Source organism: Caballeronia sp. SL1002, assembly GCF_057814995.1.
In genome coordinates this window covers 1-19,096 of the sequence record NZ_JBYMUW010000002.1, presented here as the reverse complement: position 1 = coordinate 19,096, position 19,096 = coordinate 1, and the positions used below count along the sequence as shown (strand labels likewise).

Annotated in this window: 12 protein-coding genes, 2 tRNA genes and 3 rRNA genes; 7 read left to right on the top strand and 10 right to left on the bottom strand. The window is 59.7% G+C overall.

Annotated features, from left to right (window positions below; translation table 11 throughout):
* The first annotated feature begins 89 nt into the window (after positions 1-89).
* Positions 90-1,577: an MFS transporter gene (locus AC3D25_RS03020; RefSeq protein ID WP_488887009.1), complete on the top strand. Its 1,488-nt coding sequence runs from the start codon at positions 90-92 to the stop codon at positions 1,575-1,577.
* Between the two features lie 54 nt (positions 1,578-1,631).
* On the opposite strand, the gene AC3D25_RS03015 is transcribed toward AC3D25_RS03020, so the two are convergent.
* Both AC3D25_RS03015 and AC3D25_RS03010 read right to left on the bottom strand, forming a co-directional pair.
* Complete coding sequence (locus AC3D25_RS03015; RefSeq protein ID WP_488887008.1) at positions 1,632-2,228, bottom strand: nitroreductase family protein; 597 nt, start codon at positions 2,226-2,228, stop codon at positions 1,632-1,634.
* Positions 2,229-2,319: 91 nt separating this feature from the next.
* Positions 2,320-3,603: an MFS transporter gene (locus tag AC3D25_RS03010; protein WP_488887007.1), complete on the bottom strand. Its 1,284-nt coding sequence runs from the start codon at positions 3,601-3,603 to the stop codon at positions 2,320-2,322.
* An 84-nt stretch (positions 3,604-3,687) separates the two neighbouring features.
* Between AC3D25_RS03010 and AC3D25_RS03005 the strand changes: the two genes are divergently transcribed.
* Both AC3D25_RS03005 and AC3D25_RS03000 read left to right on the top strand, forming a co-directional pair.
* Complete coding sequence (locus tag AC3D25_RS03005; RefSeq protein WP_488887006.1) at positions 3,688-4,374, top strand: TetR/AcrR family transcriptional regulator; 687 nt, start codon at positions 3,688-3,690, stop codon at positions 4,372-4,374.
* Complete coding sequence (locus AC3D25_RS03000) at positions 4,371-4,934, top strand: DUF1415 domain-containing protein (RefSeq protein WP_488887005.1); 564 nt, start codon at positions 4,371-4,373, stop codon at positions 4,932-4,934. The genes AC3D25_RS03005 and AC3D25_RS03000 overlap by 4 nt, the downstream gene beginning before the upstream one ends.
* 25 nt (positions 4,935-4,959) lie before the next feature.
* On the opposite strand, the gene AC3D25_RS02995 is transcribed toward AC3D25_RS03000, so the two are convergent.
* The gene (locus AC3D25_RS02995) at positions 4,960-5,850 is read right to left on the bottom strand and encodes a class I SAM-dependent methyltransferase (RefSeq protein WP_488887004.1); all 891 of its coding nucleotides are present in this window, start codon (positions 5,848-5,850) and stop codon (positions 4,960-4,962) included.
* A 380-nt stretch (positions 5,851-6,230) separates the two neighbouring features.
* On the opposite strand from AC3D25_RS02995, the gene AC3D25_RS02990 reads away from it, so the two are divergent.
* Entirely contained in the window at positions 6,231-6,551 is a 321-nt protein-coding gene (locus AC3D25_RS02990) for a DNA-binding protein (protein WP_488887003.1), read from the top strand.
* Between the two features lie 23 nt (positions 6,552-6,574).
* Here the strand turns inward: AC3D25_RS02990 and AC3D25_RS02985 are convergent, their stop codons facing one another.
* The gene (locus tag AC3D25_RS02985) at positions 6,575-7,276 is read right to left on the bottom strand and encodes a FadR/GntR family transcriptional regulator (RefSeq protein WP_488887002.1); all 702 of its coding nucleotides are present in this window, start codon (positions 7,274-7,276) and stop codon (positions 6,575-6,577) included.
* A gap of 260 nt (positions 7,277-7,536) precedes the next feature.
* On the opposite strand from AC3D25_RS02985, the gene AC3D25_RS02980 reads away from it, so the two are divergent.
* The 3 genes from AC3D25_RS02980 (at position 7,537) to AC3D25_RS02970 (ending at position 11,605) form a co-directional block, all read left to right on the top strand.
* Positions 7,537-8,655 carry a mannitol dehydrogenase family protein gene (locus AC3D25_RS02980; RefSeq protein ID WP_488887001.1) on the top strand — a complete coding sequence of 373 codons (1,119 nt, stop codon included), beginning with the start codon at positions 7,537-7,539 and terminating at the stop codon, positions 8,653-8,655.
* A 119-nt stretch (positions 8,656-8,774) separates the two neighbouring features.
* A complete protein-coding gene (locus tag AC3D25_RS02975) occupies positions 8,775-10,058 on the top strand; it encodes an MFS transporter (RefSeq protein WP_488887000.1) in 1,284 nt (427 codons plus the stop codon).
* Positions 10,059-10,063: 5 nt separating this feature from the next.
* The gene (locus AC3D25_RS02970) at positions 10,064-11,605 is read left to right on the top strand and encodes a UxaA family hydrolase (protein WP_488886999.1); all 1,542 of its coding nucleotides are present in this window, start codon (positions 10,064-10,066) and stop codon (positions 11,603-11,605) included.
* A 44-nt stretch (positions 11,606-11,649) separates the two neighbouring features.
* Here AC3D25_RS02970 and AC3D25_RS02965 read toward each other — a convergent pair whose 3' ends face one another.
* The 6 genes from AC3D25_RS02965 to AC3D25_RS02940 form a co-directional block, all read right to left on the bottom strand.
* Complete coding sequence (locus tag AC3D25_RS02965; protein WP_488886998.1) at positions 11,650-13,269, bottom strand: NAD(P)/FAD-dependent oxidoreductase; 1,620 nt, start codon at positions 13,267-13,269, stop codon at positions 11,650-11,652.
* Between the two features lie 179 nt (positions 13,270-13,448).
* Positions 13,449-13,561 (bottom strand): 5S ribosomal RNA (gene rrf / locus AC3D25_RS02960).
* Positions 13,562-13,791: 230 nt separating this feature from the next.
* Positions 13,792-16,671, bottom strand: a 23S ribosomal RNA gene (locus tag AC3D25_RS02955).
* A 312-nt stretch (positions 16,672-16,983) separates the two neighbouring features.
* A tRNA-Ala gene (locus tag AC3D25_RS02950) sits at positions 16,984-17,059 on the bottom strand.
* A gap of 53 nt (positions 17,060-17,112) precedes the next feature.
* A tRNA-Ile gene (locus AC3D25_RS02945) sits at positions 17,113-17,189 on the bottom strand.
* 61 nt (positions 17,190-17,250) lie between these two features.
* Positions 17,251-18,781 (bottom strand): 16S ribosomal RNA (locus AC3D25_RS02940).
* Together the 16S, 23S and 5S rRNA genes with 2 tRNA genes alongside form the textbook arrangement of a ribosomal RNA operon.
* Positions 18,782-19,096: the final 315 nt, after the last annotated feature.

Here is a 19,096-nt window from a genome sequence, read left to right as displayed (position 1 = left end):
CTTCACATGCTCGTCCGGGCCTTGAGCGAGCGCCCGTTTCCACCGCAACCCACTAGATTAAAGCAACGGCGAAAACGAGCAACTCATCAATGAACTCATCGACCGAAGAAAGCAAAAAACCCTTGATTCACGACGCGCACGGAAAATCCGCGATCATCGAAACGGATTTGCCCGGACGGCTCGACCGTCTGCCCTGGGGCCGCTTTCACATGCTGATCGTGCTCGCGCTCGGGATTACGTGGCTGCTCGACGGGCTGGAAGTCACGCTCGCAGGCGCCGTGGCGAGCGCGCTGAAAACGAGCCATGTGCTGAAGTTCTCGAACGCGGATGTCGGCATTGCGGGCAGCGCGTATATCGCGGGCGCGGTGATCGGCGCGCTCGGATTCGGCTGGCTCACCGACCGGCTTGGCCGCCGGAAGCTCTTTTTCATCACGCTCTTTCTGTACGTCGCGGCCACGGCGGCAACGGCTTTCTCGTGGAATCTCGCGACATTCGTGCTGTTTCGCTTCCTGACCGGCGCGGGAATCGGCGGCGAATACACGGCGATCAACTCGACCATCCAGGAATTCACGCCCGCGCGCGTGCGCGGCTGGACCGATCTGGCGATCAACGGGACATTCTGGATCGGCGCGGGAATCGGCGCGGCAGGGTCGCTCGTCCTGCTCGATCCCGCGCTTTTGCCGCCGGATTACGGCTGGCGCGCGTGTTTTCTGATCGGCGCGGTGCTTGGGCTGACCATTCTGCTGATGCGCATGTGGGTGCCGGAGAGTCCGCGCTGGCTCGTCACGCACAACCGGGAAAACGAGGCGCGACGGATTGTCGAGGATATCGAGGCGCAATTCCGCGCGCACGGCGTCGCGATTCCCGATACGCCGATCAAGCCGCTGCGTCTGCACGCGCGTGAACACACGCGGATCGGCGAGGTTGTCGAGACGCTCTTCAACGCGCACCGGCAGCGCTCGCTCGTCGGTCTGACGTTGATGACCGCGCAGGCGTTCTTCTACAACGCGATATTTTTCACCTACGCGCTCGTCCTGACCGATTTCTACGGCGTGCCGGGCGACCGGATCGGCTGGTACGTGCTGCCGTTCGCGGCGGGGAATTTTCTCGGCCCGATCCTGCTCGGCAAACTATTCGACGTGATCGGCCGCCGCAAGATGATCGCGTTCACCTACGCGATCTCGGGCGTGCTCCTCACCATCAGCGGTTATCTGTTCGAACAGGGCTTGCTCACGACAACCACGCAAACTATCTCGTGGATGGTGATCTTCTTCTTCGCGTCGTCGGCGGCGAGTTCGGCGTATCTGACGGTCAGCGAGACCTTTCCGCTCGAAATCCGCGCGCTCGCGATTGCCGTGTTCTATGCGTTCGGCACGGCGCTCGGCGGCGTGATCGGCCCGGCGCTGTTCGGCAAGCTGATCGACACGCACTCGCGCGGCGCCGTTTTCGGCGGCTACTTGCTCGGCTCGGCGCTGATGATTCTCGCGGCGGTCGTGGCCGGAATATGGGGCGTGGCGGCGGAGCGGAAATCGCTCGAAGAGGTAGCGCGGCCTTTGTCGTCGGTGGCGGACGAATGAAAAACGCGGCCCGGTTTTTCGTTCCGGGCCGCGTTCCTCTTTAAACCCGACGCGTTATTTGAACGCCTTGCCCCACGCGCCGTCGAACGCGATCTCGCCGAGCGCCACCCGCGCGCGCGGCGCGCTTTCGCGCTCGCGCAGGGCGTCGGATAGCGTGGCGGCGTCTCCATGATGACCGATCGAGATCATCGCGATCACGTCGACATCATCGGGCACGGCGAACGCTTCGCGGAATCCTTTCGCGTCGAAGCCGCCCATTTCGTGCGCCGCGAGGCCGAGCGCGTGCGCCTGGAGAATCAGCGCCATCGCGGCCGCGCCGGTGTCGTAGGGCGCGGCGCGGTTCACGTCGCCTTTCGCGGTCACGGTTTGCGCCGTCACGCAGATCAGCAGCGGCACCGGCGCATTCCAGCTCTGATTGAACGGCACGAGCGTGGCAAACGCGCGCTTGAACGCGGCCTCGTCGTGGAAGCGGTCGAAAGTCAGGAAGCGCCACGGCTGCAAGTTAGACGACGAAGGCGCCCAGCGCGCGGCTTCCAGCATCTGGTGCAACTGCTCGCGCGCGACCGGTTTGTCGGAATAGGCGCGCGGGCTCCAGCGGCCGGCCAGGAGTTCGTGGATATCGACTTCGGTCGGCGCTTTCTTCATGTTCATGTGTGATCCCCGGTTATGAGTGGACGTTGGACGCCCTCAAGGATAACCAAGGTCGCGCGGGGTTGCAGATGCGTCGGCGGGCAGCAATCGATCAGGTTGCGATCGCGCCGGCCGCGCGCACCGGGCGGTTGATGCGCAAAACCAGCACGGCGGCGACGAGGCACAGACCGCCGGAGATCATCGTCGCGACGGTGTAAGTGCCGAGGCTCGCGCGCAACATGCCCGCGCCGAGCGCCGCGAACGCCGCGCCGAGCTGGTGCCCCGCGACCACCCAGCCGAACACGATCGGCGCGGATTCCTTGCCGTAGACGTCGGTGGCAAGGCGCACGGTGGGCGGCACGGTCGCGATCCAGTCGAGGCCGTAGAACACGGCGAAGATCGGCAAGCCGAAAAAGTCGATCCCGAACGCGTGCGGCAGATACATCAGCGAAAGGCCGCGCAGTCCGTAGTACCAGAACAGCAGCACGCGGCTGTTGAAGCGGTCCGACAGCCAGCCGGACAGCGTGGTGCCGAACAGATCGAAGATGCCCATGGCCGCCAGCAGCGATGCGCCCTGCACTTCCGTCATGCCGTAATCGGCGCACATGGCGATCAAATGCGTGCCGACATAGCCGTTCGTGCTCGCGCCGCAAATGAAGAAACTCGCGAACAGCAGCCAGAAATCGCGCGTGCGGCTCGCGCTGCCGAGCGTCGAGAAGGCGAGCTTGATGGGATTTTTCGGCGCGGCGGGCGGCGCGATCGGGGCGTCGGCGGGTTCGCCGAACGGACGCAGGCTCAAATCGGACGGGCGTTCCGGCAACAGCCACGCCACCAGCGGCAAGACGATCACCGACGCCGCCGCGACGATAAACACAACCGGCTTCCAGCCGAAATGCTGCGCGACCGACGCCAGCAGCGGCAAAAACACAAGCTGGCCGGTGGCGGAACTGGCCGTGAGAATGCCCATCGCGAGGCCGCGATGCGTCGTGAACCAGCGATTCACGACCGTCGCCGACAACGTCAGCGCGGCCACGCCCGTCGCACCGCCGACCATCACGCCCCAGATCAGCACCATCTGCCACGGCGCGGTCATCAGCGACGACAACGCGACGCCGCTCGCGAGCGTCGCGAGCGCAATGAGCACGGTCGGACGGACGCCGAAACGCTGCATCGCGGCGGCGGCGAACGGTCCGGTTAGTCCGTAGAGCGCGAGATTCACGGATATCGCGAGCGAAATGGTCGCGCGGCTCCAGCCGAACTGCTGTTCGAGCGGCAACATCATCACGCTCGGCGTCGCCCGCGTGCCGGCGGCGGCCAGCAGCACGAAGAACACCACGCCGACCGAGATCCATCCGTAATGTACCCGGCCCTTCAACGCTCTCGCTGCCCAGTTCATCGCTGCTCCATCTTTGTCATGTTTTCTGTACTCGTGACTGCTCGGTCACATAAGGTGTTGCGATCTTAGTTACCGGTCGGTAACATGTCAACTATTCCACGCAATATCGAAGGATCCGAATTGGCACGAGCACGGGTTGGAGACGACGCAGCCAAAGCGCCGCGCCGGCACACCGACGGCGCCACCGCGCAGGAGCAACTGCTCGACGCGGCGCAGGAACTGTTCTACCGCGATGGTATCCGCGCGATCGGCGTGGACGCCGTCGTCGAGCGCGCGGGCGTCAACAAGATGAGTTTGTACCGGCAGTTTTCGTCGAAGGATGAACTTGCCATCGCCTATCTGAACCGGATGGACGAGCGCTTTCGGGCGCGCTTCGAGGCGAGCGTCGCCAAGCATCCCGACGCGCCGCAAGAGCAATTGTTGCAGGCCATGACCGATCTGGTCGAGCGGGCGAGCGCGCCGGATTATCGCGGCTGTCCGTTCGTGAACGTGGCGAGCGAATTTGCCGATCCCGCGCACCCGGCGCGCGCGAGCGTCGCGCGCAATAAACAGTACCTGATGGCGCGGCTCGTCGAGATTTCGGCCGCTGCCGGCGCCGCCGAACCGGCGGAACTGGCGGACGCGCTCGCGCTTGTCGTAGATGGCGTCTACGCGACCAGTCAGACTTACGGCCCCGGCTGCGGCCCGATGCGAGCCGCGCCGCGCTTGGCCGCGATGTTGATCGCGAATGCGTGTCCGCGTCGGGATTCGCAGCCGGAGGCCGCACAATGATCGAACCGAACGAGCGCGCCGACGTCGCCACGGTGATCGACGAAACGCAGCATTGGCTCACGCGCGCGGTGATCGGCCTGAACTTGTGTCCTTTCGCCAAAAGCGTGCATGTGAAAAATCAGATTCGCTACGCCGTCACCGACGCGCGCAGCCTGGACACCGTGCTCGCCGATCTCGAAGACGAACTCCGCGCGCTGGCGGAAACCGACGCTGCCAAAGTGGACACGACCATGCTGATCGCGCCCCACGCATTCGCCGATTTCACCGATTTTAACGACGCGATTCTCTTCGCCGACCGGCTGCTTGCGCAACTGAAGCTCACGGGCGAACTGCAGATTGCGAGCTTCCATCCGGCGTATCAATTCGATGGCACGGACGCGGACGATATCGAAAACTTCACGAATCGCGCGCCCTATCCAATTTTCCATTTGCTGCGCGAGGCGAGCATCGAACGCGCCGCTGACGCGTTTCCCGATGCGGCCGATATCTACGAACGCAACATGGCGACGCTCCGTCAACTCGGCCATGCGGGCTGGATCGAATGGATGAAGCGGCGCTAGCTTCTGGCCGCTGAACGCCGCTACGCTAGCGCACCACGCTGGTGAAAAACCGCTCGCGCATCTCATCTAGCCCGAGCGTCTCCAACACTTCCGACAATCGCTGCGCGGGCTTCCCGCGCGGCAAATCCTTGAACTGCGCGATGATGAGTTCGTTCTTCATCGAGTGTTCCCAGCCGACGAGTTCCGTCACGCTCACCTGGTAGCCGTGCGATTCGAGTTGCAGGCAGCGCAGCACATTCGTCACCTGACTGCCGAATTCGCGCTTGTGCAGCGGATGCCGCCACATCTCCGTCAGCACGTTCTTCGAGAGCGAATGCCCTTTGTTCTTGCGCAATACCGACGCCACTTCCGCCTGACAGCACGGTACGACCACGATGTATTTCGCTTTCTTCTGGAGCGCGAAATGAATTGCGTCGTCGGTGGCCGTATTGCACGCGTGCAGCGCCGTGACGATATCGATCGATTTCGGCAGACGGTCCGACGTGATCGATTCCGCGACGGACAAGTTGAGGAACGACATGCCGTCGAATCCGAGCCGCGCCGCTAATTCCTCGGATTTTTGTACCAGATCAGGCCGCGTCTCAATGCCATAGATGTGTGACCGATCGCGCAGAGTCTTGAAGAACAGATCGTAGAGAATGAAGCCAAGATAAGACTTGCCCGCGCCGTGATCGGCGAGCGTCACCGCGCCGTTACTCGCGTGGACGTCCGCCAGCAACGGTTCGATGAACTGAAAAAGGTGATAGACCTGCTTCAGCTTGCGGCGGCTGTCCTGGTTCATCTTGCCGTCGCGCGTGAGGATATGCAGTTCCTTCAGCAGTTCGATCGACTGGCCGGGCCTGATTTCATGTTTGCTCGATGCGTCGGCGGCGTTCGGCGCTGACGCCGGCTTGGGTTGAGAGGACTTGTTGACCATCGTGAAGGACGCCGTAGTGTGGACCAGGCAAAACAGATTGCGCTGAATGTGCGCTAGCCGCTGGTTCTGCTGTGTCAAAAGAGCAAGTTTACCCAAAAGCGCGAAGACGCTCCCGCCAGTCGTTCGGACCGACGACTCAAGGCAACCCGTTTTTGCGAAATGTTGGAACGCTTCGTGCAACGCAAGCTGTGCGGACTGGCAGGAGACGGACGCTCGACGCGCGGCAAATTGGTGCCGCGCTGGGCGCGACAAGACCTCAGGTAACAGGTTTCATCGACCGGTCGACGGCCATGCCATCACCCGCGACCGACTTGTTACGTATCACAACACCGCGCGGCGAATCGAAAAACGCCTGGCGCCACGATCATGAGAGGACGGCTATGGACGCGATCCCGGACAAGAAAGCCGAAAAGCAATTTCAGGAAATGATGGCGGTTCTGACTGCCATGCCCGCATGGAGCGAGAAGCAGCAACTCGAACTCGAAATGGCGCGAGAGATCTCGGTCGAGATGTTGCGGCTCGCCGAATCCATGCGCGACGGCAACACCGACATCGAGACGTGCCTGACCGTGCTGAAGTACGCGAAAGTGATGGATTTCGTGCTGACGACGCTCGCGTCCCGGCGGGAAATCGCGCCGCAGACACTGCGCGTGATTTTCAAGCTCGCGGGCCTGAAGGTCGACGAGGCTTATCCAGGCTGATCGGCGCTTTCTTGGCCGGACGCTCAGCGCTTGCGGCGCGTCATCAGACGCCCGTAAGACGCTTTCATATGCCGCTGCATCGCGGCCTGCGCCTGAACAGGGTCGCGGGCCTCTAGCGCTTCCAGAATCTCGCGATGCTCGGCAAGCGCAGCCACCCAGGTATCGTCGGCTTCGAAATGCTCGCGCAAGGTGGACGAGAGCGGGCTGTGCCGCTCGTCGAACAGGCTCGCCACGGTGCGCACGAGCACGTCGTTGCCCGACATCCGCGCGATTTCCAGATGAAACGCCCGATCCGACGCAAGCGGAATCTGTCCTTCCGCGACTTCGGACGCCATCGTTTCGTACACCACGCGCAGCGCCTTGAGCGCCTTCGGCTTCCCGAACGGCGCCACGTTCGCCGCAATCGCCCCTTCTATCACGAGACGCGCCGTCATCAGTTCGAGCGGACTCTCGCCGAGTTCCGCATCGGCGCCAGGCCTCGGCACAGCGCCCGTCGGCGCGCACACATAGACACCCGAACCCATCCGAATCTCCACTCGACCTTCGAGTTCGAGCGCAACCAGCGCCTCCCGCACGGACGGCCGCGACACGCCGAGCGTCAACGCGAGTTCCCGTTCGGACGGCAGGCGGCCGTTCGTCGTGAAGCCCTGCTGGTCGATCAGATCGCGCAGTTTGTCGGCGATCTGCAGGTACAGCCGGCGCGTCTCGACGGGTTTGGTGGGCACGAAACAGGTCCTCGGGGATCGGGAAAACGTGGATTGTAATCAGTAGAGCCGTTGACGGGCTTGTGTTGCCGCGATACGCGCTATCGGAGCGCTTACAAGTGGCTTGACCAGTTGGTTTTATAGAATTTACCATGCAAACTGGTAAGGCCAAATACGCAGATAAAACCGACCCCGACAATTTGCGATCATCCGCATCCCAAAAATATGAAACCGGTTCCCCTCGGCTGCATAGCTGCAGTCCTCGACGAGGACAGCGCGCGATGACTCATCCGATTCTCCAGTTCGGCACGAGCCGTTTTCTGCAGGCGCACGTCGATTTCTTCGTCGCCGAAGCCGCGCGCCGCGACCCGTCGCGCGCGCTCGGCAAGATCACGGTCGTCCAGACCACGGCGAGCGCGGAGAGCCGCGCGCGCATCGAGGCTTTGCGCGCAACGGGCCGTTATCCGGTGCGGATTCGCGGACAGCGCCGCGACGCAACGATCGATTCGACGATCGAATGCGATTCCATCGGCGAAGCGTTGCACGCGAGCGACGACTGGCAAACGGTGCGCGAGCGCGTCGCGAATGACGTGCGCGTGATCGTGTCGAACACGGCGGACGCGGGCTACGCGCTCTTCGACGAAGACACCGCCGAGCTGCTCGACGGCGCGCGCGCGCCGCGCGGCTTCGCGGGGAAGCTCGCGGTGCTGCTGCACGACCGTTATCGCGCGGGCGCCGCGCCGATCACCTTGTTGCCGTGCGAGCTGATATCGCACAACGGCGACACCTTGCGCGATCTGGTGATCGGCGTCGCGGAAAAGTGGCGCGCGGACGGCGGGTTTATCGACTATTTGCGCAGCGGCTGCGTGTGGGTGAATTCGCTGGTGGACCGGATCGTGTCCGAATCGATCCAGCCGGTCGGCGCGATCGCCGAACCCTACGCGCTGTGGGCGATCGAGCGGCAGGCGGGCATGCTTTTGCCGTGCGAACACGAAGACATCGTCGTGACCGACGATCTCGCCCACTACGAGCGCCTGAAACTGCTGCTCCTCAATCTCGGCCACACGACGCTCGCCGAAGCGTGGCTCAACGACGACGGCCCGACCGACGCGACCGTGCTCGACGCCATGCGTCATCCGGCGTGGCGCGCGATCCTCGAAGCGGTATGGACGGAAGAAGTGCTGCCGGTGTTCGACGCGCTCGGCCAGCACGATGTCGCCCGCGCCTATCTGGCCGACGTGCGCGACCGGTTCGGCAACCCGTATCTCGTCCATCGGCTCGCGGATATCGCGAGTAACCACGCGCAGAAAAAAGTGCGGCGCTTCCAGCCCGTCATCGATCTGGCGCGCGAACTCGGCTTGGACGTCGAACAGAAACGGTTGAAGGCCGCGCTCGCCTGAATATCAAAAAAGCGGCTCGCCAATGCAGCGGGCCGTCAGTAGCACAGCAATACGAACCGCCCGTCCGGCATCGCGGCGCGGTCCGCGACATGGCATGCCGTCCTTGGAGGAGACAAACGATGCGCAAAATGCGTTGGGTGGTGATTTTTCTGTGCTTTCTCGCAATCGCGGTGAATTACATCGACCGCGCGAATCTCGCGGTCGCCGCGCCCCAGATTGAAAAGGCGCTCGGGATCGGACCGGCCGAGATGGGACTCGTGATGAGCGGATTCTTCTGGAGCTACGCGCTCATGCAGATGCCGTTCGGCTGGTTCGTCGATCGCGTCGGCGCACGGATCGCGCTGCCTCTAGCAGTTGGCTGGTGGTCCGTTTTCACCGCGATGACCGCGGTCGCGACCAGTGTCGGCGGCATGTTCGGCTGCCGTCTGATGCTCGGCGTCGGCGAAGCGGGCGCGTACCCGTCGTGCGCGAAACTGGTGAGCCAGTGGTTCAAGCCGTCGCAACGCGCGCTCGCGACCAGCATCTTCGACAGCGGATCGCGCGTCGGCTCGGCGCTCTCCATTCCGGTCGTCGCGCTGATCATCAGCTCGTTCGGCTGGGAAGCGTCGTTCGTTATCACGGGCGGGATCGGCGCGCTGTGGATTCTCGGCTGGGTACTGATCTACCGTAATCCGTCGCGCGGCGATCTCACCGGCGAAGAAAACGCCGCTCCGGCACCGCGCGTCGTCAGCGCGAACAAGGTGACGTGGGCGTCGCTGTTCCGCTACCGCACGCTGTGGGGGATGATGCTCGGCTTTTTCTGCCTGAACTTCGTGATTTACTTCTTTATCACGTGGTTTCCGAGCTATCTCGTGCAAACGCGCGGCTTTTCGCTGAAATCGCTCGGCACGCTCGGCATGATCCCGGCGCTCATCTCTATTCCCGGCGGCTGGCTTGGCGGCTTCGTGTCCGACTCGCTCTACCGGCGCGGCTGGAGTCTGACGGCGGCGCGCAAGACCTGCATGGTCGGCGGCATGCTGCTCTCCTCGATCATCACGCTCTGCGCGTTCACGACCGACATTTACCTGATGCTCGCGTTCTTCGGCATCGCCTACGGCAGCCTCGCGTTCGCGGCGGCCAGCATCTGGTCGCTGCCCGGCGACGTCGCGCCGTCACCCGACTACGTCGCGTCGATCAGTGGCATCCAGAACTTCGCGTCGAACCTGGCGGGCATCGTCATCACCACCTTCACCGGCGCGATGGTCGCGCTGACCAAGGGCTCGTTCACCATTCCGCTCTGCGTGGCAGGCGGATTCTGCGTACTCGGCGCGTTCAGCTATCTTTTCATCGTCGGTAAAGTCGAGCCGCTGACCGCCGCCGATGAATCCGCGAGCGCCGACAATCGCGCCCACTCACCGGTATGAACATCATGTCCAACGTACTTACGGACCACACCGTGATCCGGCTTCATCCCAACGACGACGTCGTGATCGCCACGCGCCAGTTGATGTCGGGCGCGCGCATCGCGTCGGAAGATCTGCTCGTCTCCGGTCTGATTCCGCCCGGCCACAAGATCGCCACGCGCGCCATCGCGCAGGACGAACCGGTCAAGCGTTACAACCAGATCATCGGTGTGGCGCGCGAACCGATCGCGCGCGGCCAGCACGTTCATGTCCACAATCTCCGCATGGCGGATTTTGCGCGCGAGCACGAATTTGGCGTGGACCAGCATCCGACCGACTTCGCGAGCGCGCCCGCCACCTTCATGGGCATCCGCCGCGACGATGGCCGCGTCGCAACGCGCAATTTCATCGGCGTGCTGACGAGCGTGAACTGTTCGGCGACGGTCGCGCGCGCCATCGCCGATCATTTCCGCCGCGACGTGCATCCCGAAGCGCTCGCCGATTACCCGAACGTGGACGGCGTGATCGCGCTTACGCACGGGCTCGGCTGCGGCATCGACATGAAAGGCGACGGCCTCGCGATCCTGCGCCGAACGCTCGCGGGCTATGCCGTTCATCCGAATTTCCACTCCGTGCTGTTCGTCGGACTGGGCTGCGAGACGAACCAGATATCCGGTGTGCTCGATTCGGCCGGACTCAAAGATGGCGCGCGCCTGCGCAGCTTCACCATTCAGGACAGCGGCGGCTCTAGAAAGACTGTCGAGCGCGGCATCGCGATGGTGAAGGAACTGCTCGCCGACGCCAATCGCGTCAAGCGCGAACCGTTGCCGGCATCGCATCTCGTGGTCGGCTTGCAATGCGGCGGATCGGATGGCTACTCGGGCATTTCGGCCAATCCGGCGCTCGGCGCAGCGGTCGATCGGCTTGTCCGGCACGGCGGCACGGCGATTCTCTCCGAAACGCCCGAGGTGTACGGCGCGGAACATTTGCTCACGCGACGCGCGGTGAGCCGCGAAGTTGGCGAAAAACTGCTCAAGCGGATCGCGTGGTGGGAAGACTACTGCGCGCGTAACGGCGCGGCGCTGGACAACAATCCGTCGGCGGGCAACAAGGTCGGCGGCCTGACGACCATCCTCGAAAAATCGCTCGGCGCGGTTGCTAAAGGCGGCACGACGAATCTGGTCGAGGTATATGAGTACGCCGAGCGTATCGACGCGAAGGGCTTCGTGTTCATGGATTCGCCTGGCTACGATCCGATGTCGGCAACCGGCCAGGTCGCGTCGGGCGCGAATCTGATCTGCTTCACGACCGGACGGGGGTCCGCCTACGGCTGCGCGCCGTCGCCGTCGCTCAAACTCGCAACCAACACTGCGCTATGGGAACGCCAGGAAGACGATATCGATATCAACTGTGGCGGAGTGATCGACGGAACGGCGTCCATCGACGAACTCGGTGAAGCGATCTTCCGATTGATGCTCGAATGCGCGTCGGGGAATGCATCGAAAAGCGAGTTGCACGGCTATGGGCAGAACGAATTCGTGCCGTGGCAAGTGGGCGTGGTGACGTAACCTTGGTTTATGAAGCCGCGCGCAACGCGCGGCTTCTTCGGCGTTCAGGCGCGATCGGCGGTCATTTTCAACGCCAGCGCTTCGGCTACTTCGATACCGTCGATCGCCGCCGAGTAGATCCCACCCGCGTAACCGGCGCCTTCTCCCGCCGGATAAAGCCCTTCCACATTCATGCTTTGATAATCGTCCTTGCGACGAACGCGGATCGGCGACGACGTGCGCGTTTCCACGCCGGTCAGCACCGCGTCGTGCATCGCAAAGCCCGCGATCTTTTTGTCGATCTGAGGCAACGCCTCGCGAATCGCTTCGATCACATAATCCGGCAACGCCGTGCTCAAATCGGTCGGCCGAACGCCCGGCTTATACGACGGCTCGACGGAACCGAGCGAGGTCGACGGCCGCCCAGCCACGAAATCGCCGACAAGCTGCGCCGGCGCACAATAATCGCCACCACCCAACTCGAACGCTCGTTCTTCCCACTTGCGCTGAAACGCAATGCCCGCGAGCGGACCGCCCGGAAAATCATCCGGCGTAATACCGACGACAATCCCCGCGTTCGCGTTACGTTCGTTGCGCGAATATTGGCTCATGCCGTTCGTCACGACGCGCCCCGGTTCCGAGGTCGCCGCGACTACCGTGCCGCCCGGACACATGCAGAAGCTGTACACCGCGCGCCCGTTGCTGCAGTGGTGGACCACTTTGTAATCGGCCGCGCCGAGCAGTTTGTGCCCGGCGAACTTGCCGAAACGACTACGGTCGATAAGTCCCTGCGGGTGTTCGATTCGGAATCCGAGCGAAAACGGCTTGGATTCCATATAGACGCCGCGCGCGTGCAGCATTTCGAATGTATCGCGCGCGCTATGACCGACGGCGAGGACGACGTGATCGGTACGCAGCGTCTCTCCGTTCGAGAGTCTGAGCCCGCGCACTTTGCCGTTGTCGATCTCCATATCTTCGACACGACTTTCAAACCGCACTTCACCGCCCAGTTGATGAATGGTCGCGCGCATCTTCTCGACCATGCTCACCAGCCGGAACGTCCCGATATGCGGACGGCTTAGATACAAAATGTCTTCCGGTGCACCGGCCCGGACGAATTCATCGAGCACTTTTCGTCCGTAGTGCTTCGGATCTTTGATCTGGCTATAGAGTTTGCCGTCCGAAAATGTCCCTGCTCCACCTTCGCCGAACTGAACATTCGATTCCGGATTGAGCACATTTTTGCGCCACAAGCCCCACGTGTCTTTGGTGCGTTCGCGAACGGCTTTTCCGCGTTCGAGGATGATCGGCCGAAAGCCCATTTGCGCGAGAATCAGACCGGCGAACAATCCGCACGGCCCCATGCCGATCACCACCGGGCGTGGAGCGTCCGAGTGTTCAGGCGCTTTCGCGACGAATCGGTACGCCATATCGGGCGTGCCGCTGCAATTCGGATGCGCTTCGACGTGCGATAACGCAGCCGCTTCATCGCGAACTTCGACATCGACGATATAGGTGAGCTTGATATCCGACCGCTTTCGCGCGTCGTGAGCGCGACGAAACACGGCGTAACGCAGGAGATCTCCGCCGGCTACGCCTAGTTCTTTGAGCCGCAAACGAACCGCCGATTCCAGATCGACATCTGCGTGATCGAGCGGTAGTTTGATTTCGCTGAGACGTAACATGAGGCGTAATTTAACCGGAAAGACGAAGAATGAATTTTAAGTCGAATATCGACCTGCGCAGCGGACTGGATTTGAGGTGCGCGAGCTAGTAGGACTGCTGGAGATGCATTGTAAAGCGCGCACTGAAACGCAAAAACCCCACCTTTTCGGGGTGGGGTTTAGGCGATACTGCATAAGGAGCCTGACGATTACCTACTTTCACACGGGAACCCGCACTATCATCGGCGTAGAGTCGTTTCACGGTCCTGTTCGGGATGGGAAGGGGTGGTACCGACTCGCTATGGTCATCAGGCATGACTTGTTGTTGCGTCGTTTCTTGGGAGAAACGTCCACAACCAATCTGGGAAGAAGTAGTCGAACTGCGCAGGTTAAACGCGTTCGGTGTTACTGGTGTTACTTGGGCTGTGCTTGTATTGGGCACAACACTTAATCTCAACCTGGGTGTGCATGACGTACCCCCTTCGGGGGTGGTCCTGAGTAAGCGCTACAGGACTCACTCATGACGTAAAACACACTGGTTATAGGATCAAGCCTTACGGGCAATTAGTATCAGTTAGCTTAATGCATTACTGCACTTCCACACCTGACCTATCAACGTCCTGGTCTAGAACGACCCTTCAAGGGGCTCGAAGCCCCAGGGATATCTCATCTTAAGGCGAGTTTCCCGCTTAGATGCTTTCAGCGGTTATCTCTTCCGAACATAGCTACCCGGCGATGCCACTGGCGTGACAACCGGTACACCAGAGGTTCGTCCACTCCGGTCCTCTCGTACTAGGAGCAGCCCCCTTCAAATATCCAACGCCCACGGCAGATAGGGACCAAACTGTCTCACGACGTTTTAAACCCAGCTCACGTACCTCTTTAAATGGCGAACAGCCATACCCTTGGGACCGGCTACAGCCCCAGGATGAGATGAGCCGACATCGAGGTGCCAAACACCGCCGTCGATATGAACTCTTGGGCGGTATCAGCCTGTTATCCCCAGAGTACCTTTTATCCGTTGAGCGATGGCCCTTCCATACAGAACCACCGGATCACTATGACCTGCTTTCGCACCTGCTCGACTTGTCGGTCTCGCAGTTAAGCACGCTTATGCCATTGCACTATCAGCACGATTTCCGACCGTACCTAGCGTACCTTCGTACTCCTCCGTTACACTTTGGGAGGAGACCGCCCCAGTCAAACTGCCTACCATGCACTGTCCCCGACCCGGATCACGGGCCAAGGTTAGAACCTCAAACAAACCAGGGTGGTATTTCAAGGACGGCTCCACCGAAACTAGCGTTCCGGTTTCATAGCCTCCCACCTATCCTACACAGATCGGTTCAAAGTCCAATGCAAAGCTACAGTAAAGGTTCATGGGGTCTTTCCGTCTAGCCGCGGGGAGATTGCATCATCACAAACACTTCAACTTCGCTGAGTCTCGGGAGGAGACAGTGTGGCCATCGTTACGCCATTCGTGCAGGTCGGAACTTACCCGACAAGGAATTTCGCTACCTTAGGACCGTTATAGTTACGGCCGCCGTTTACCGGGACTTCAATCAAGAGCTTGCACCCCATCATTTAATCTTCCGGCACCGGGCAGGCGTCACACCCTATACGTCCACTTTCGTGTTTGCAGAGTGCTGTGTTTTTATTAAACAGTCGCAGCCACCAGTTTATTGCAACCCTCTCACCCTCCTGGCGCAGGCCAGTCAAGCTACAAGGGCGTACCTTATCCCGAAGTTACGGTACCAATTTGCCGAGTTCCTTCTCCCGAGTTCTCTCAAGCGCCTTAGAATACTCATCTCGCCCACCTGTGTCGGTTTGCGGTACGGTCTTGTTAGACTGAAGCTTAGAGGCTTTTCTTGGAACCACTTCCGATTGCTTCTTCACCTAAGTGAATGGCCTCACACCCTTGAATTCCGCGCCCGGATTTGCCTAAGCGCCTTCTCCAATGCAAGGACCGGGACTTCCAACACCCGGACAACCTTCCGCGATCCGTCCCCCCATCGCATCTAACAATGGTGCAGGAATATTAACCTGCTTCCCATCAGCTACGCATTTCTGCCTCGCCTTAGGGGCCGACTCACCCTACGCCGATGAACGTTGCGTAGGAAACCTTGGGCTTACGGCGAGGGGGCTTTTCACCCCCTTTATCGCTACTCATGTCAGCATTCGCACTTCCGATACCTCCAGCGCACTTTTCAATGCACCTTCGCAGGCTTACGGAACGCTCTCCTACCATGCATATAAATATGCATCCGCAGCTTCGGTGACTGGCTTGAGCCCCGTTACATCTTCCGCGCAGGACGACTCGATCAGTGAGCTATTACGCTTTCTTTAAAGGATGGCTGCTTCTAAGCCAACCTCCTGACTGTTTTAGCCTTCCCACTTCGTTTCCCACTTAGCCAATCTTTGGGACCTTAGCTGGCGGTCTGGGTTGTTTCCCTCTTGACACCGGACGTTAGCACCCGATGTCTGTCTCCCGTGATTGCACTCTTCGGTATTCGGAGTTTGCTATGGCGTAGTAATCCGCAATGGACCCCACAACCATGACAGTGCTCTACCCCCGAAGGTGATACACGAGGCACTACCTAAATAGTTTTCGGAGAGAACCAGCTATTTCCAAGTTTGTTTAGCCTTTCACCCCTATCCACAGCTCATCCCCTAACTTTTCAACGTTAGTGGGTTCGGTCCTCCAGTACGTGTTACCGCACCTTCAACCTGGCCATGGATAGATCACTTGGTTTCGGGTCTACGCCCAGCAACTGAACGCCCTATTCGGACTCGCTTTCGCTACGCCTGCCTTAATCAGTTAAGCTTGCTACTGAACGTAAGTCGCTGACCCATTATACAAAAGGTACGCCGTCACCCCTTACGAGGCTCCGACTGTTTGTATGCATGCGGTTTCAGGATCTATTTCACTCCCCTCCCGGGGTTCTTTTCGCCTTTCCCTCACGGTACTGGTTCACTATCGGTCGATCACGAGTATTTAGCCTTGGAGGATGGTCCCCCCATCTTCAGACAGGATTTCACGTGTCCCGCCCTACTTGTCGTACACCTAGTTCTTCCTCGCTGTTTTCGTCTACAGGGCTATCACCTGCTATGGCGGCACTTTCCAGAGCCTTCGACTAACAATGAAGATAAAGAGTACAGGCTGATCCCATTTCGCTCGCCACTACTCTGGGAATCTCGGTTGATTTCTTTTCCTGCGGTTACTTAGATGTTTCAGTTCACCGCGTTCGCTTCGCATGACCTATGTATTCAGTCATGGATACTCCATTAGGAGTGGGTTTCCCCATTCGGACATCTACGGATCAAAGCTCGTTTGCCAGCTCCCCGTAGCTTTTCGCAGGCTACCGCGTCCTTCATCGCCTGTGATCGCCAAGGCATCCACCACATGCACTTGTTCGCTTGACCCTATAACGAGTGTGTCTCCGTGTCCCCGTAGGGAACTTCGCCACAACGCCATAGGTTGAGTATTCGTGTTGCGCCGTATTCCAAAGCAATCTTTCGATTACCTTTTCATACTTTGATACAATCACAACCCTGATCCACCTACTCACACACCCATCTCTAAGTATGCTTTCGTGAATCTCTTTACTACTTCTTCCAGATTGTTAAAGAACGTGCAGCCGATATTAAATAATTAATATCCTCTGACTGGCTCAATCGCCAATGCACAAGATTCAAAACCATTCACCCGAATGGCAAACCCTGTGCATTGAAGATTGGTGGAGGATGACGGGATCGAACCGACGACCCCCTGCTTGCAAAGCAGGTGCTCTCCCAGCTGAGCTAATCCCCCTATTACCATGTCGCTTGAGGGTCCGCACAACACGCATTGCGTTTCGCGTGTCATGGTGGGTCTGGTTGGATTCGAACCAACGACCCCCGCCTTATCAAGACGGTGCTCTAACCAACTGAGCTACAGACCCTTAGCCTGTCTTCTTACAGCCGATAAGCGTGAGCGCTCAACGTTGACGTCTTGAGCTCGAGAAAGGAGGTGATCCAGCCGCACCTTCCGATACGGCTACCTTGTTACGACTTCACCCCAGTCATGAATCCTACCGTGGTGACCGTCCTCCTTGCGGTTAGACTAGCCACTTCTGGTAAAACCCACTCCCATGGTGTGACGGGCGGTGTGTACAAGACCCGGGAACGTATTCACCGCGGCATGCTGATCCGCGATTACTAGCGATTCCAGCTTCACGCAGTCGAGTTGCAGACTGCGATCCGGACTACGATCGGTTTTCTGGGATTGGCTCCACCTCGCGGCTTAGCGACCCTCTGTTCCGACCATTGTATGACGTGTGAAGCCCTACCCATAAGGGCCATGAGGACTTGACGTCATCCCCACCTTCCTCCGGTTTGTCACCGGCAGTCTCCTTAGAGTGCTCTTGCGTAGCAACTAAGGACAAGGGTTGCGCTCGTTGCGGGACTTAACCCAACATCTCACGACACGAGCTGACGACAGCCATGCAGCACCTGTGTATCGGTTCTCTTTCGAGCACCCCTAGCTCTCACCAGGGTTCCGACCATGTCAAGGGTAGGTAAGGTTTTTCGCGTTGCATCGAATTAATCCACATCATCCACCGCTTGTGCGGGTCCCCGTCAATTCCTTTGAGTTTTAATCTTGCGACCGTACTCCCCAGGCGGTCAACTTCACGCGTTAGCTACGTTACTAAGGAAATGAATCCCCAACAACTAGTTGACATCGTTTAGGGCGTGGACTACCAGGGTATCTAATCCTGTTTGCTCCCCACGCTTTCGTGCATGAGCGTCAGTATTGGCCCAGGGGGCTGCCTTCGCCATCGGTATTCCTCCACATCTCTACGCATTTCACTGCTACACGTGGAATTCTACCCCCCTCTGCCATACTCTAGCTCGCCAGTCACAAATGCAGTTCCCAGGTTAAGCCCGGGGATTTCACATCTGTCTTAACGAACCGCCTGCGCACGCTTTACGCCCAGTAATTCCGATTAACGCTCGCACCCTACGTATTACCGCGGCTGCTGGCACGTAGTTAGCCGGTGCTTATTCTTCCGGTACCGTCATCCCCCTCAGGTATTATCCAAGAGGTTTTCTTTCCGGACAAAAGTGCTTTACAACCCGAAGGCCTTCTTCACACACGCGGCATTGCTGGATCAGGCTTTCGCCCATTGTCCAAAATTCCCCACTGCTGCCTCCCGTAGGAGTCTGGGCCGTGTCTCAGTCCCAGTGTGGCTGGTCGTCCTCTCAGACCAGCTACAGATCGTCGCCTTGGTAGGCCTTTACCCCACCAACTAGCTAATCTGCCATCGGCCGCCCCTATAGCGCGAGGTCCGAAGATCCCCCGCTTTCTTCCGTAGATCGTATGCGGTATTAATCCGGCTTTCGCCGGGCTATCCCCCACTACAGGACACGTTCCGATGTATTACTCACCCGTTCGCCACTCGCCACCAGGATCACTCCCGTGCTGCCGTTCGACTTGCATGTGTAAGGCATGCCGCCAGCGTTCAATCTGAGCCAGGATCAAACTCTTCAGTTCAATGCCTGTTACTGTTTTTCGGTTCAGTTAAGAACCGGTCGCTCACTCAACGTACTGACAGATCCTGCTTATCTTTCGATACTCAAAACCTACCTTAATACTAGTGTGAGACTTGATACTTTCGCTTCAAACCAGATCCGAAAATCCGGTCCAACATCGCTATCAAGCGCCCACACTTATCGGCTGTTAGTTTTTAAAGAACATTCGCAAAACTTGGCGCCTATCTTAGTCGCCCGAACCGCTTCGGCTTACCGCCTCCGCACTTCGTTTTTTGCGTCGCTGCATCTGCAGCAGAGAAACGAGATTATGAAGAAC

Excerpts from the sequence above, each read along its gene's own strand:
- AC3D25_RS03020 (WP_488887009.1), top strand. The coding sequence starts at position 90 with ATGAACTCATCGACCGAAGAAAGCAAAAAACCCTTGATTCACGACGCG.
- AC3D25_RS02995 (WP_488887004.1), bottom strand. The coding sequence starts at position 5,850 with ATGGTCAACAAGTCCTCTCAACCCAAGCCGGCGTCAGCGCCGAACGCC.
- AC3D25_RS02980 (WP_488887001.1), top strand. The coding sequence starts at position 7,537 with ATGACTCATCCGATTCTCCAGTTCGGCACGAGCCGTTTTCTGCAGGCG.
- AC3D25_RS03005 (WP_488887006.1), top strand. The coding sequence starts at position 3,688 with ATGTCAACTATTCCACGCAATATCGAAGGATCCGAATTGGCACGAGCA.
- AC3D25_RS03015 (WP_488887008.1), bottom strand. The coding sequence starts at position 2,228 with ATGAACATGAAGAAAGCGCCGACCGAAGTCGATATCCACGAACTCCTG.
- AC3D25_RS03000 (WP_488887005.1), top strand. The coding sequence starts at position 4,371 with ATGATCGAACCGAACGAGCGCGCCGACGTCGCCACGGTGATCGACGAA.
- AC3D25_RS02970 (WP_488886999.1), top strand. The coding sequence starts at position 10,064 with ATGTCCAACGTACTTACGGACCACACCGTGATCCGGCTTCATCCCAAC.
- AC3D25_RS02990 (WP_488887003.1), top strand. The coding sequence starts at position 6,231 with ATGGACGCGATCCCGGACAAGAAAGCCGAAAAGCAATTTCAGGAAATG.
- AC3D25_RS02975 (WP_488887000.1), top strand. The coding sequence starts at position 8,775 with ATGCGCAAAATGCGTTGGGTGGTGATTTTTCTGTGCTTTCTCGCAATC.
- AC3D25_RS02965 (WP_488886998.1), bottom strand. The coding sequence starts at position 13,269 with ATGTTACGTCTCAGCGAAATCAAACTACCGCTCGATCACGCAGATGTC.
- AC3D25_RS03010 (WP_488887007.1), bottom strand. The coding sequence starts at position 3,603 with ATGAACTGGGCAGCGAGAGCGTTGAAGGGCCGGGTACATTACGGATGG.